The organism is Nocardioides sp. (genome assembly GCF_030149505.1).
In the GTDB taxonomy this organism is placed as follows: Bacteria; Actinomycetota; Actinomycetes; order Propionibacteriales; family Nocardioidaceae; genus Nocardioides.
In genome coordinates this window covers 1-14,115 of record NZ_JASBRN010000057.1, presented here as the reverse complement: position 1 = coordinate 14,115, position 14,115 = coordinate 1, and the positions used below count along the sequence as shown (strand labels likewise).

The window sequence follows — 14,115 nt, the reverse complement described above, 5'->3', positions numbered from 1 at the left end:
ACACAATCCCCGGAGACTCTGTGTCTTCCCGGGTTCCGGTGTCCGTCGGAGGGCCCTCCCTCAGCCGTCGACGCGGTCGCTGGCCGCGCGGAGCCGCTCGATGTGCTCGGACGCCTCGGCCTTGCTCAGGTCCGCGGGCAGGGTCTCCCCGGCCTCGCGGGCCAAGGTGTCGAGGTAGGAGCGCTGGGCGCCCGTCATGGGCTCGTCCCCGGTCACCCAGTCCGAGGGGTCCTTCTCCGTGGCGTCGGTGCTGGGGGCCTCGGCTCCCAGAACGTCGTTTGGGCGTGTTCGCACTGGTGTTCGACTCGGTCATGCGTCCACCGTGGCACGGACCGGGCTCGGACCCTGCCACCCGGGCGGGTGGCCTCGGGCTGCGCCGGCCGCGACCGATAGGGTCGCGGCCGACGTACGCGGCAACAGTGCGCACGCTCGCGGGGCGGTAGCTCAGTCGGTCAGAGCAGAGGACTCATAATCCTTGGGTCGTGGGTTCGAGCCCCACCCGCCCTACTCCGAGGGCTGCGGCAGCTCGTCGGGCAGCTCCTCGCAGTCGATCTTCGGGTTCACACCGACGTAGTTCAGCGGACCGGCCACGACCGTCAGTGCGGTGTCACCGATCGTCTTGCAGCTCACGTCGCGGTCGTCACCGAAGTAGCCCCGCTGGGCTGCGGCGACCACACCGATCACGAGCCACACCACCACCAGGATCCCGACGATCCCTCTCACACCTCCACGCATGACGCACCTCCCTGTTCCGCCCCGGGACCCGGGGCACACGCCGGACGCTTACCCGGGGGTGCGTGCGGCCATCCCACCCCACCGGCGGTCCCACCCGTGCGGATGGGTCCGGCGCCGTGCTCCCGGGGTCCCGGGGTCCCGGCCGACCGTGGCGTGTCCCCGGGACCCGTGCGTCGTTGAGACCGTCGTCACCCCCCGACCACAGGAGAACCCGTGCGCCGTCCCGCCCTCGCCGCCCTCGTGGCGACCTCCACGCTCGCGCTGCTGGCCCCGTCCCTCGGCTCCCTCAGTGCCACCGCGGCACCGGGCGCACCGGGCGCCCTGAGCGCGCAGGCGCAGCGGCGGGCAGAGGCCGACTTCGGCGGGGTGCGCAACATCCTGCCGCCGGGATCGAACGGCAATGCCACGGCGCTGGACCTGCTGGCCCTGGGGGGCACCACCGCCGACGAGTCGACGCCGACCAACTTCGCCGACCAGCTCGAGGTCTACGACGCCCTGACCACCGCGGAGCCCGACGCCCTGACCGGCACCGACCTCGACCGGTTCTTCAAGGACGCCTCCTTCACGCCGCAGGAGGTCGTGTCCACCGAGAGCCCCCGTGAGGGCGTGGTCATCGAGCGTGACCAGTGGGGAGTCCCCTTCATCACCGGGGAGACCTTCGAGGACGTCGAGTACGGCGCCGGCTACGCAGCCGTGCAGGACCGGATGTTCCTCATGGACGTCCTGCGCCACACGGGTGCAGCCCGGATGACCGAGTTCGTGGGGGACACCCCCGGCAACGTCGCGATGGACCAGGCCCAGCTGCGCTCGGCCTTCTACACCCGCGAGGAGGCGGCTGCCCAGATCGACATCGCCGCCGAGCGGGCGGAGGCCGCCGGCGCGGACGCCGAGCGTCTCGAGGCGGGCGTGGACGCCTTCATCGCGGGCATCAACGACGCCCAGGCCGACCTGTGCCCGGTGGTCGTGGCGCCCTCCTGCCCCGCCGAGTACGCCGTGCTGCAGAAGCAGCCCCGGGACTGGGACCGGGCCGACGTCGTCTACGTCGCCTCGCTGGTCGGCGGGATCTTCGGCAAGGGCGGTGGCGGCGAGGCCGCCAACGCCGACTGGTACCAGCGGCTCGTCGACGCCCTGGGTGCCGCGCGCGGCACCGCGGCCTACCGCGACCTGCGCGAGAAGGAGGACCGCGAGGCACCGGTGACCACGACGGTCGCTGCGCCGTACGGCAGCGAGGCGTTCCGCCCCGGCAAGCCCGGCGTCGCGCTCCCGGACCTCGACGGACCCTCGGGTGGCGGGACCGGCGAGCCCGTCGGTGCCACCGCGAGCCGGGTCGCCTCACCCGGTGCGGTCGAGCCGCTCCTGGAGCTGCCCGGCGGCATCGAGGTGCCCCTCGAGCCGCGCGGCATGAGCAATGCGCTCCTGGTCACCGGCAAGGAGTCGACGACCGGCAAGCCGCTGGCCGTCATGGGCCCGCAGACCGGCTACTACGCTCCGCAGCTGCTGGTCGAGCAGGTGCTCATGGGCCCGGGCATCCGCGCCCGGGGCGTCGCCTTCGCCGGCACCAACCTCTTCGTCCAGCTCGGCCGCGGCACCGACTACGCCTGGTCGGCGACCAGCGCCGGCTCCGACAACATCGACACCGTGGTCGAGCGGCTGTGCAACGTCGACGGCAGCGAGCCGAGCGTGGAGTCGACGGGCTACCGCGTGGGCGAGCGGTGCGTGGAGATGGAGCAGTTCGTCCACACCCAGACCACCACCCCGAACGCCACCGCCCCCACGCCGCCGACCACCTACGAGTTCCAGGTGCTGCGCACCCGCCACGGCATCGTCCAGGAGCGCACCACCGTCGACGGTGAGCCCGTCGCCGTGGTCAAGCAGCGTTCCACCTACGGCCGTGAGGTCGACTCGGTGATCGGGTTCAGCCAGCTGAACGACCCGGGCTTCGTGCGTGATGCCCGCACCTTCCAGCGGGCCGCGGGCAACATCGACTTCACGTTCAACTGGTTCTACGCCGACGACCGCGACATCGCCTACTTCTCCTCGGGGCTGCTGCCGCAGCGGGCCCGCGGGGTCGAGCCGGACCTGCCGCGCTGGGGGGAGAAGAAGTACGACTGGAAGGGCTGGCTGCCCTACGCCGCCCACCCGCGCGAGATCGACCCCGACCGCGGCTACCTGGTGTCCTGGAACAACAAGCCCGCCCCCGGCTTCACCGCCGCCGACGACAACTGGTCCTACGGCTCGGTCTACCGCTCCGCAGCCCTGGAGGACCGGGTCCGCGCGGCCACGCGGGGCACGCGCCGCGTCGACCTGCCGACCGTGGTCGGGATCATGTCGGAGGCCGCCACGGTCGACTCGCGCGCCGCCGCCACGCTGCCCGAGCTGCTCGCGGTCCTCGGCCGCGACCTCGACGGGGACGAGCAGGCGCAGCGGGCGGTCGGGCTGCTGCGTGCGTGGCTCGCCGACGGCGCCCCTCGCGTCGACCGGGACCGCGACGGTGCGTACACCCACGAGCAGGCCATCGCGCTGTTCGACACCTGGTGGCAGGACGGCCAGGAGTCGGTGGCCCGCGACGTGCTGCGCGGCCGGCTGGGCGACCTCGTCGCGGCGCTGCCCCAGGGTCTCGACGACCACCCCCGCCACGGGATCGGCTCGGCCTGGAACGGCATCGCCTGGTACGGGTACGTCGACAAGGAGCTGCGCTCGGTCCTCGGTCGACGGGTCCAGGACCCCTACCGCCTCACCTACTGCGGCGACGGCCGCCTGCAGGCCTGCCGCACCGACCTGGTCGCCTCCTTCCGGGACGCGGTCGCCCGGGCCCTCGCGGCCCAGGAGGTCGCGTCGGTCGAGGAGCTGACCTACGACAAGACCCAGGACCAGATCCGCGCGGTCACCGGTGGCGCCGTCGGCGTACGACCCATCGACTGGCAGAACCGGCCCACGTTCCAGCAGGTGGTCGCCTTCGAGGGTCACCGACCGCGCTGAGTCCTACCGGCCGGCCCGCCGCACCCTGCCCGGGGTGGGGCAGGGTCGGCCGGGACCTGTTCACCTTGCGCTGGCAGGATGCGCCCATGCTGGCCGTCCCCAAGCACGGGTTCGTCGTCCTCGCGGTGCCGAAGTCCGGGTCGACCGCCCTCGAGGCCGCCTTCACCAAGCACGCGCAGCTGGTCACCTCCGGCCCGCCGTCGCTGAAGCACGTGACCGCCCGGGAGTTCGAGGCGCGCTTCGTGCCGCTGCTCGCCGAGCACGGCTACGCCCGCTCCGACTACGAGGTGACCGCCCTCCTGCGCGAGCCGGTCTCGTGGCTGGCGTCGTGGTGGCGCTACCGGTCCCGGCCCGGGATCGCCGGCAAGCGCAGCTATGTCGGCGACCTGGGCTTCGACGAGTTCGTCGGACGCGTCGTGAGCGGAGAGATCCGGTTGCGCCCGCAGACCGACTACGTCACCGGCGAGGACGGCCACCTGGGCGTGGATCGGCTCTGGCGCTACGACGACCTCGAGGTCGCGTTCGAGTGGATGCGTGGCAAGGTCGGCAAGAAGAAGGTCCGGCTGCCCCAGCGCAACGTCTCCCCGCCCCGCGAGCACGAGGTCAGCGCTTCGACGCGGGCGCTGATCGAGGAGGCGTACGCCGCCGACCTCACGCTCTACCGCTCGATCGGGTGATATTTTCGCCGCGCGTGGGCTGACCCGGCCAGCGCTCCGCCCTTCCCTCATGAGGTTTCCGTGACCGAGCCGGCCGACCGCGCCCCGGAGCCCCGGGCCCCACGCACCGGCCGTCGTCGCGCCACCACCCCTCGTCAGTCCCGGGCGGCCCGCAAGGCCAGCGCCCTCGGGCGAGCCCAGGCGCTGCCGGCAGCGGTGGCGCCGGACGGGGCCGCGCCGATGGTCCCCTCGCGTCCCGTCGGTCACCGGGCGCGACGGCGTCCCTGGCGCCGCGCCGCCGGCCTGCCCGGCACGCTCGCCGTCACCCTGCTGGGCGCCCTCGTGCCCGGCAGCGGCTTCCTGTGGACGGGCCGTCGCCTGCTCGGCGTGCTGGTGCTCCTGCCGACCCTCGCGCTGGCCGGCTTCGCTGGCTGGTACGCCGCCCGCGACCTCGACGCGGCGCTCGACCTCGCCCTGGACCCGACCCGGCTGAAGGTCGCGGCCGGCGTCATCGTCGCCGCCCTGGCCGTGTGGGCCGTGGTGGTCTACCTGACCTACCGCCAGGTGCGACCCACCCAGCGCCGCCCGTGGACGACCCTGGTCGGCCACGCCTTCGTGCTGGCCCTGGTGGGGGTGGTCGGTGCGCCGTTCGCGGTCGCCGCACGCTACGCCACCGTCCAGGCGGACCTGGTGGAGACCGTCTTCAGCGACAACACCACCTCCACGATCCCGCGCGACGTGACCGCCGAGGACCCCTGGGGCGGCCGCGACCGGGTCAACGTCCTGCTCCTCGGCGGTGACGGGGGAGAGGGGCGCGACGGTGTCCGCACCGACACCGTCATCCTCGCCAGCATCGACACCCTCACGGGCAAGACCCTGCTCTTCAGCCTGCCGCGCAACATGGTCAACGCCCAGTTCCCCGAGGACAGCCCGCTCCGCGACCTCTACCCGACGGGCTTCACGCTGCCCGGCGACCCGGGCTCCTCGATGCTCAACGCGATCTACAAGGTGGTCCCCGACCTGCACCCCGGCGTGCTGGGCCAGAGCACCAACGAGGGCGCCGACGCCCTCAAGCAGGCGGTCGGCGGCAGCCTGGGCCTCGACGTCGACTACTACGTCCTGGTCAACCTCGCGGGCTTCCAGGAGATCGTCGACGCCATCGGCGGGATCACCGTCAACGTCAACACCCGCGTCGCGATCAACGGCAACACCGACGCCGGCATCCCACCGACCGGCTGGATCGAGCCCGGCCCCGACCAGGAGCTCGACGGCTTCCGGGCGCTGTGGTTCGCCCGCGGTCGCTACGGCAGCGACGACTACGAGCGGATGGACCGCCAGCGGTGCGCCGTGGCGGCGATGATCGAGGCTGCCGACCCGATCACCCTGCTGCGCCGCTACACCGCGCTGGCCGCGGCAGGCAAGGACGTCGTCTACTCCGACATCCCGCAGCGGCTGCTGCCGGCCTTCGCCGGGCTGGCGCTGAAGATGAAGGACGCCAAGGTCCGCTCGGTCGTCTTCCGCACCAGCGAGGCCTTCTTCTCCGGCGACCCCGACTTCGACTACCTCCGCGAGACCGTCGCCAAGGCCATCGACCCGCCCGAGCAGCGCCGCAAGAAGGACGACCCCGCACGCCCCAAGAACACCGCGAACTCCTGCGCCTACGACCCGGTCGACCCGACCGCGCCGCCGACCGAGGAGCAGGTGGACAGCGTCACGGCCGAGGAGGCCACCCTCGACTGAGGCGTGGCTGCCGCGCGGCCTGCCTGGTCAGTCCTGGCCGGCGCCGAGCGCGGCCTGGTAGCGCTCCTGGTACGCCGCGAGCGCCTCGCGACCCCGTGCCAGCGCCTCCTCGACCTGCCCGAGCAGCGCCTCGGCGCCCTCGGTGGTGCCGGTGTCGGCGATCGCCTCGATGAGCCGCACCGCCTCCCCGGCGTACCCGACCCCGAGGTTGAGCGCGCCCCCGGCCAGCTTGTGCGAGGAGTGCCTCAGGGCGGTGGCGTCGCCGGCGGCGATCGCCGCGCGGATGTCCTCCATCCCGGTCACGCTGTTGCGCATGAAGTTGCCGATCGCCCGGTCGAGGTAGGCGGTGCTCCCGGGGTCCAGGTCGAGCAACATGTCGAGCCGGTCGGTGTCCAGCCCGTCCTGGTCAGGGTCCGCGGCCGTGTCCGCGCCGGCGTCGGGGGTCGGGGTGTCGTGCTCCACGGGAGTGCCTTCCAGCCAGTGCGACAGGGTCGCCGCGAGTGCCGCCGGGTCGACGGGCTTGGTGAGGTAGTCGTCCATGCCGGCGGCCAGGCAGCGCTCGCGCTCCCCGTCGACGGCGGCGGCGGTCATGGCGATCACGGGGGTACGCCGCCCGGTGCCCCGCTCTGCCTCCTGCTCGCGCAGGGCGCGGGTCGCGGCGTACCCGTCGAGCACCGGCATCTGCACGTCCATCAGGACCGCGTCCCACCCGCCGGCGGCCCAGGCGGCCAGGCCTGCTCGGCCGTCGTCGACCACGTGGTGGTCGTAGCCCAGGAACTCCAGGATCCCCGCGGCGACCATCTGGTTGACCGGGTTGTCCTCGACCACCAGCACCCGGCGCTCGTCCGAGGGTGAGGACGCGCCCGGCGTGGCGTCGGCGTGCGGCAGGCCGGCCGGACCCGGGTCGCGCGCCGGGACGGAGCCGGCCCCGCCGTCGCCGTCCAGGAGGTCCAGCACCGTGCTGCGCAGCACCCCGGAGGGCACCGGCTTCACGACCAGGTCGTCGATGCCGGCCGCCTCGACCTCCTGGCGCGAGACCTCGGTGAGGGAGGTGAGCACCAGCAACCGCAGGTCCTCGCCGCCGGGCTCGGCGCGCAGCCGCCGGGCCAGCCACAGTCCGTCGTGGTGCGGCATCGCCATGTCGAGCAGCACCGCCTCGAACGGCAGCCCGCGCGAGGCCGCGGAGCGGACGGCCGCGAGCGCCTCGACGGCGGAGTCGACGGCCACCGCGCGGACCCCCCACCAGCCCAGCTGCTCGGCCAGGATCGTCCGGTTGTGCGGGTTGTCGTCGACCACGAGCACCCGGCGGCCGCCGAGGACGCTGCGGGCGTGCTGGTCGGCGCTGTCGTCCAGGGTGCCCGCCGAGGGGCGCATCAGCACGGTGACCACGAAGACGGAGCCGCCGCCGGGGTTGTCGTGGTGGCTGATGCTGCCGCCCATGGCCTGCACGATCTCGCGGCAGATCGCCAGGCCGAGCCCGGTGCCGCCGTACACGCGGGTGGTGGAGGTGTCGGCCTGGGTGAAGGGCTCGAAGAGCGCCTCGACCTTCTCGGCCGGGACCCCGATGCCGGTGTCGCTGACCGCGATCCGCAGGACGGTCCGGTCCTCGGGGCCGGGCTCGGCGGTCGCGCGGACGACGACCTCGCCCTCGTCGGTGAACTTCACCGCGTTGGACACCAGGTTGGTGAGGACCTGCGCCAGGCGCGTGGGGTCGCCCGCCAGCATCCGGGGCACCTCGGGTGCGCAGGAGACGACCAGCTCCAGCCCCTTGGTGCGGGCGGACTCGCCGAGCACGCCGACCACCTGCTCGACGACCTCGCGGACCTCGAAGTCGAGCACCTCCAGCTCGAGGTGGCCAGCCTCGATCTTGGAGAAGTCGAGGATGTCGTTGAGCACGCCGAGCAGGGCCCGGCTCGCCACCTGGACCCCCGCGGCGAGCCGCTGCTGGTCGGGGTCGAGCTCGGTGCGGAGCAGCAGGTCGTTGAGGCCGATGACGCCGTTGAGCGGGGTGCGGATCTCGTGGCTCATCGTGGCCAGGAAGTCCGACTTCATCCTCGAGGCCTCCATGGCTCCGTCGCGGGCCTGCTCCAGCTCCGCCGCGGTGCGCTCGCGCCAGGCGACGCGGGCCATCTGGTCGGCGACGTGGAGCACCATCTGCTCGATCATCGCGTGCCGGAAGAGCGGGGGAGCCGACGTGATGGTGACGACCGCCAGGACCTCGTCGTCCAGGAGCACCGGGAAGGCGATCGTCAGCCGCGCCTCGTCCCAGACGGGCGCCCGCTGCTCGAGCGCCCGGTGGGCCAGGGCCAGCTCGCGATCCTCTCGCTCCGGGTCCGGCACCTCGCCGGGCACCGCGATGGGGACCAGCCGTCCGTCGTCGTACCGGAAGCCGACCGCGCGCTCCCAGTCGTCGTGCAGCAGCACGAGCTCGCGGGCCCGCAGGAGCAGCTCGTCGAGGCTGGAGGCGGCGTTGGCCGCGCTGGCCACGGCCTGCATGAGGGTGTTCTGCGTGACCTGGTCCTCGAGGGCGATCCGGGTCTCGACGACCTCGGTGACGTCCTGCAGGGTCCCTGAGAGCAGCAGCCGCCCGTCCCGGTCGTGGTGCACGACGCCCCGCCCGCGCGTCCACATCCACCGCTCGTCGGCGAGCACGCGCACGGTCACGTCGAAGGAGCCGCCCTCGCCGATCGCGGTCTCGACCGCCTCCTCGACGAGCGGCTGGTCCTCGGGGTGCACCTGGTCCAGGAACCGCTCGTAGCCCCACGGCCGGGTGGCGCTGGAGGAGCCGAACATGGCGTCGACCTCCTGCGACCCGGTGATCGTGTCGGAGGTCAGGTCCCACTCCCAGCTCCCGATCCGCGCGATCCGCTGCGCCTCCGCGAGGCTGCGACGGCTCGACCGGAGGGCCTGCACGATCTCGTGGCGGGAGGTGTAGTCGCTGAAGACCGTGCACAAGCCCGGTCGGCCCGGCTCGAGCTCGACCAGCGACTCGCGCACCAGGCACCAGACCAGGCTGCCGTCGGCGCGGACGACCTGGACCTCGACCTCGCCGTCGTTGATCCGGCCCTCCCGCACCTGGCGCAGGTGCTCGTCGAGCTGGACACGACCCAGCTCGTCGACGATGTCGTACATCGAGACCTCGGCCATCTCCTCGTGGGAGACGCCGTAGAGCCTGGCCATGGCGGCGTTGGCGTGGACGGTCCGGCCATCGAGGTCGATGACCCAGATGCCGTCGGGGGAGCCCTCGACGACGTCGCGGTACAGACCCGCCAGGTCCACGTCCCACCTCCCCGGCCACGCTGCCGATCCCGTGCTGCCCACCCTAGGGGCTGGCGAGCGGCCGAGGGCCAGGTCGGGCAAAGGCCCGGCGCGTCCCTGTCAGCTCGTCAGCCAGGGGCCTCGGGAGGAGGCTCAGATGGTGCGCGCGCCGGCGATGAGCAGCGAGCCGTCGGGCTGCTGCTCCAGGGTCAGCTCGACCACGTCGGTGCGTCGCTGCCCGTTGCCCAGCACGTAGGAGTACTCGTAGGTGACGGTGCCCTGCTCGGCGTCGGTGCCGCGGATGTTGAACCCCGTCACCTCGCGCACGCCGCCCCAGAAGCCGGTGTAGCCGTCCAGCCCCTGGCTGGCCTCCTGGTACGGCGGGGTGAGCAGCTCGAAGCCGGCCGCGGGGTCGGCCACCGCCGTCTCGACGTACGACGTCGCGAACTGCTCCAGGTCCTCGGCCGTCACCGGCTCCGGCTCGCTCGGGGCCTCCTGCGACGGGCCGGCCGCAGCCGGCGCGGTCGGTTCCTGCGGGTCGTCGTCGCCGCGGCCCTGGCCCAGCACGAACGCCAGGACGATGACGGCTGCGCCGGCCACCAGGCCGAGCAGCACCGGCACCGTCCGGCCCCCTCGACGCTGCGGCGAGCCGGTCGCGGCGGCGGCGCTGCCGGGAGGCCGGCCCCGGCGCTGGCCCGGGGAGTCGGAGGAGACGGGGGAGTCGGGGGAGTCGGGGGACGCGACCACGGGCTGCGGGCCGGTCGTCACGGCCGGCACCGCGGACAGGACCTGGGTCCCCTCGGTCCGGCCGCCCCCGGCGGCCGCGGGCGCGCGGACCGCCTCGGCAGCGGGCAGGGCCGCGGTGTCCTCGGCGCCCGCCGGCAGGCCGGCGGCCCCGCCGACGGTGCTCGGCCCCTCGAGCAGGAAGTCGCGCACCTGCGCCATCGACCAGCGCGCGGCCGGGTCGCGGTGCATCGTCGCCTCCAGGACCGGCCCCAACCAGCCCGGGTCGGGGACCCGCGGCGGCTCCTCGTGCACGATCCGGAAGAGCGCGCCGAGCACGTTGTCGGTGACCTCGTACGGCGGGTGGCCGGTCAGCGCGTGGAAGAGCGAGGCCCCCAGCGACCAGACGTCGCTGGCGTCGGTGGCCGTGCCGCCCGAGGCGACCTCGGGCGCGAGGTAGGCGGGCGATCCCGTGACCAGGCCGGTCTGGGTGAGGGAGGCGTCGGCGTCGGCGCGGGCGATCCCGAAGTCCGACAGCTTCAGCTGCCCGTCCTCGCCCACCAGCATGTTGGACGGCTTGACGTCACGGTGGACGATGCCGGCCTCGTGCGCGGCGGCCAGTGCGTCGGCGGCCTGGCCGAGCAGGGCCGCGGCGGCGTCGGGCAGCAGCGGTCCGCGGGCGCGCAGCAGTCCGGAGAGGTTGGTGCCCTCGACGTACTCCATGACGAGGTACTGCTGCTCCTCCTCGTCCACGAGGTCGTAGACCGCGACGACGTGGGGGTGGCTGAGCCGTGCCGCGAGCCTGGCCTCCCGCTCGGCCCGCTCGAGGTCGGGGCTCTCGGCGCCCGGGGCCAGCCCCAGCCGCTTGACCGCGACCTCGCGTCCGAGCACCTCGTCGCGACCCAGCCAGACGGCGCCCATGCCGCCCCGGCCGAGCTCACGGTCCAGCGAGTACCTGCCAGCGATCACTGATGGGCACCTCCTCAGCCCGTCAGGATAGGTGCACCGGTGCGGGGCACTGCTCCCTCGTGCGGGTGGGCGGAACCCGATGGGTGTGCGACGTGGTCATGAGGCAGGCTTGGACCGCGCGCCCGCTCCCGGGCGGCGCACCCATGACGACGGCCGGGCTCCCGGCCCGCGGACGGAAGGCGGCACGGTGTCCCTCGACCCCACCCTCCTCGACGACCTCGAGTGGCGCGGCCTCATCGCGCACTCGACGGACCTCGACGCCCTGCGCGAGGCGCTCACGTCGGGCAGCGTGCGGTTCTACGTGGGCTTCGACCCGACCGCGCCGAGCCTGCACTTGGGCAACCTGATGCAGATCCTGACCGCCAAGCGGCTCCAGGACGCGGGCCACACGCCGTACGCGCTGGTGGGCGGTGCGACCGGCATGATCGGCGACCCCCGTGACTCCGGGGAGCGCACCCTCAACGACGCCGCCACGGTCTCGGAGTGGGTGGGCCGGGTACGCCGCCAGATCGAGCCGTTCCTGTCGTTCGAGGGCGCGAACGCCGCGACCATGGTCAACAACCTGGACTGGACCCAGGGCCTGTCGACCATCGACTTCCTGCGCGACATCGGCAAGCACTTCCCGGTCAACCGGATGCTGGCGCGCGAGACCGTCAAGCGCAGGCTGGAGGCCGGAGGCATCTCCTACACCGAGTTCTCCTACGTCCTGCTGCAGTCGATGGACTTCCTCTCCCTCTACCGCGAGCACGGGGTCACGCTGCAGTTCGGCGGCTCCGACCAGTGGGGCAACATCACCGGCGGCGCGGAGCTGATCCGTCGCGCGACCGGCGACTCCGTGCACGCCTTCGCGACGCCGCTGATCACCAAGGCGGACGGCACGAAGTACGGCAAGACCGAGGGCGGCGCCCTGTGGCTCGACCCGGAGATGCTCTCGCCGTACTCCTTCTTCCAGTTCTGGCTCAACGTCGAGGACGAGAAGGTGGGCGAGCTGCTGCGCATCTTCACGTTCCTGCCGCGCGAGGAGATCGAGGCGCTCGAGGCCACGCACGCCGAGAAGCCGTTCCTGCGCGCCGGGCAGAAGGCGCTGGCCGAGCACGTGACCACGCTGGTGCACGGGCCTGCGGAGACCGCCCGCATCCAGGCGGCCTCCGCCGCGCTGTTCGGGGGCGGCGACATGAGCACCCTCTCCGCCGACACGCTGGGCGCGGCGCTGCGCGAGGCCGGCGCCGTCACGGTCGAACGGGGCGCCCTGCCGACCATCACCGACCTGCTCGTGGAGACCGGTCTGGCCAAGAGCAAGGGGGAGGCGCGCCGGACGATCGGCGAGGGCGGGGCCTACCTCAACAACACGCGGGTCGAGGACCCCGAGGCCGTCCCGGCGGAGTCGGACCTCATCGGTGGCAGGTGGCTGGTCCTGCGCAAGGGCAAGAAGAGCTTCAAGGGCGTCGAGGTGGCATGAGCCCGGCACCGGGGGCAGCACGCGCGGGTCGGCCCGGGTGGGCCGACCCCTGCCGTCGCGGGTGGCAGGCCGAGCTGGCCGAGCGCGCGCGAGCCGTCCTCCCCGCACCGATGTGGGCCTACCTGGAGTCCGGCGCCCGCGAGGGCGTGACCCGGGACGAGGCCCACGACGCGTGGCGCTCGGTGCGGCTGTGGCCGCGGGTCCTGCACGGGGAGGACGCCCCCGACGCCCGCACGTCGGTGCTGGGCACGCCGGTGCGCACCCCCGTCGGGGTGGCGCCCACGTCGCTGCAGCGGGTCGCGCACCCCGACGGAGAGCTCGCGATGGCCGCGGGCGCGGCCGCGGCTGGCGCAGTGCACGTCGTGTCCAGCAACGCCGGTCACCTGCTCGACGAGATCGGCGCCGCCGCGCGGGCGGTCGACCCCGCCGCCGTGTGGTGGCTGCAGGCCTACCTCCCGCCGGACCGCGAGCAGGCCGCCCCGGTCCTGCGCGCCGCCGCCGCCGCAGGGGCCCGGGCCGTGGCGCTCACTGTCGACACGCCCTTCCCCGGCACGAAGTACGAGCCGGCGGAGGAGGACTGGGAGGGCATCGACCTCTCCTGGCACCGCATCAACTTCACCGACCCAGCGGCCTACCGCCACCACCGCGGCCTCCGCCCGGAGGACCTGGCGTGGATCCGCGAGACCTGCGGGCTGCCGGTCGTGGTGAAGGGAGTGCTGCGACCCGACGACGCACGCCGCTGCGTGGAGGCCGGAGCCGCCGCCGTGTGGGTCTCCAACCACGGGGGGCGTCAGCTCGACCGTGTGGTCAGCACCGCCACCGCCCTGCCCCAGGTCGTCGCCGCGGTGGGAGCCGAGGCCGAGGTGTACGTCGACGGGGGAGTGCGCTCCGGCATCGACGTGCTCACCGCACTGGGACTGGGTGCCCGCGCCGTCCTCGTGGGTCGACCGGCGCTGCACGCGCTCGCCAGCGACGGCGCCGCCGGAGTCGCGGGGCTCCTCGACACGCTCACCGAGGAGCTGCTCGAGGCCCTGGAGCTGGCCGGTTGCGGCTCCCTCCAGGGCGCCAGGACCGTCGTGGCACCCCCCGATTTGTGCAGTCCCTGAGCGTCGTCTACTGTTCTTCTCGTCGCCAGGGAGCGGCGGGGAGCAAGGCCGGTCTGGCCGGGCTCCCGGCCCCGAGGTGACCACCCCAGCACCATCACCACCCGGTCACCGGTGTGTCCGCCACAGCGGCCACCGAAGTACTGGGAGGCGGAGCAATGGGGAAAGGCGAGGGAAAAGCGCGGATTTGCACCGCGAGAAACCAAGCCGCTAACGTAGGACAAGTCAGCGCGGGAATGCGAGCCGAAAGGCGAGTGGCCCGGTGCGTCTGATTCTTGAGAACTCAACAGTGTGTCATAGTCGACGAATTAGTTTGTTATGCCCCGTTGACTGGTCTGAACTTTCGGGTTTTGGTTGGTTGATGGTTTCTTTGACAATGATTCTGACAATTTGCCTGATCGGTGTGAATCGGTTGGGTGTCAGTGTCTCCTGTCAGGCATCTCTTTTTCCATGATCGCGTTTGTGGTTGTGGTGTTGTTTTTCAACGGAGAGT

The 14,115-nt window shown here is 73.0% G+C and carries 9 protein-coding genes and 1 tRNA gene; 6 read left to right on the top strand and 4 right to left on the bottom strand.

The features are described 5' to 3' along the window. Window positions 1–60: 60 nt before the first annotated feature. Window positions 61–294 carry a DUF3072 domain-containing protein gene (locus tag Q1V71_RS12565; protein ID WP_300644163.1) on the bottom strand — a complete coding sequence of 78 codons (234 nt, stop codon included), beginning with the start codon at window positions 292–294 and terminating at the stop codon, window positions 61–63. A 139-nt stretch (window positions 295–433) separates the two neighbouring features. Here Q1V71_RS12565 and Q1V71_RS12560 point away from each other — a divergent pair. Next, a tRNA-Ile gene (locus tag Q1V71_RS12560) sits at window positions 434–507 on the top strand. Here Q1V71_RS12560 and Q1V71_RS12555 read toward each other — a convergent pair. Then, window positions 505–723: a hypothetical protein gene (locus Q1V71_RS12555; protein ID WP_300644162.1), complete on the bottom strand. Its 219-nt coding sequence runs from the start codon at window positions 721–723 to the stop codon at window positions 505–507. The genes Q1V71_RS12560 and Q1V71_RS12555 overlap by 3 nt on opposite strands. A gap of 225 nt (window positions 724–948) precedes the next feature. Here Q1V71_RS12555 and Q1V71_RS12550 point away from each other — a divergent pair, with 225 nt between their 5' ends. The 3 genes from Q1V71_RS12550 (at window position 949) to Q1V71_RS12540 (ending at window position 6,110) form a co-directional block, all read left to right on the top strand. Continuing rightward, window positions 949–3,714, top strand: a complete 2,766-nt coding sequence (locus tag Q1V71_RS12550) for a penicillin acylase family protein (RefSeq protein WP_300644161.1) — start codon at window positions 949–951, stop codon at window positions 3,712–3,714. A gap of 86 nt (window positions 3,715–3,800) precedes the next feature. After that, complete coding sequence (locus Q1V71_RS12545) at window positions 3,801–4,391, top strand: hypothetical protein (protein WP_300644160.1); 591 nt, start codon at window positions 3,801–3,803, stop codon at window positions 4,389–4,391. Window positions 4,392–4,451: 60 nt separating this feature from the next. Continuing rightward, window positions 4,452–6,110, top strand: coding sequence for an LCP family protein (locus tag Q1V71_RS12540; RefSeq protein WP_300644159.1), 1,659 nt, complete (start codon window positions 4,452–4,454; stop codon window positions 6,108–6,110). A 27-nt stretch (window positions 6,111–6,137) separates the two neighbouring features. Here the strand turns inward: Q1V71_RS12540 and Q1V71_RS12535 are convergent, their stop codons facing one another. Further along, window positions 6,138–9,389 (bottom strand): response regulator, encoded by a 3,252-nt coding sequence (locus tag Q1V71_RS12535; RefSeq protein ID WP_300644158.1) that lies wholly within the window; start codon window positions 9,387–9,389, stop codon window positions 6,138–6,140. Window positions 9,390–9,521: 132 nt separating this feature from the next. After that, window positions 9,522–11,060 (bottom strand): serine/threonine-protein kinase, encoded by a 1,539-nt coding sequence (locus Q1V71_RS12530; RefSeq protein ID WP_300644157.1) that lies wholly within the window; start codon window positions 11,058–11,060, stop codon window positions 9,522–9,524. A 187-nt stretch (window positions 11,061–11,247) separates the two neighbouring features. Between Q1V71_RS12530 and tyrS the strand changes: the two genes are divergently transcribed. Both tyrS and Q1V71_RS12520 read left to right on the top strand, forming a co-directional pair. Continuing rightward, entirely contained in the window at window positions 11,248–12,519 is a 1,272-nt protein-coding gene (gene tyrS, locus Q1V71_RS12525) for a tyrosine--tRNA ligase (RefSeq protein ID WP_300644156.1), read from the top strand. Beyond that, window positions 12,516–13,625: an alpha-hydroxy acid oxidase gene (locus Q1V71_RS12520; RefSeq protein WP_300644155.1), complete on the top strand. Its 1,110-nt coding sequence runs from the start codon at window positions 12,516–12,518 to the stop codon at window positions 13,623–13,625. Before tyrS ends, Q1V71_RS12520 begins: the two co-directional genes overlap by 4 nt. Window positions 13,626–14,115 lie beyond the last annotated feature (490 nt).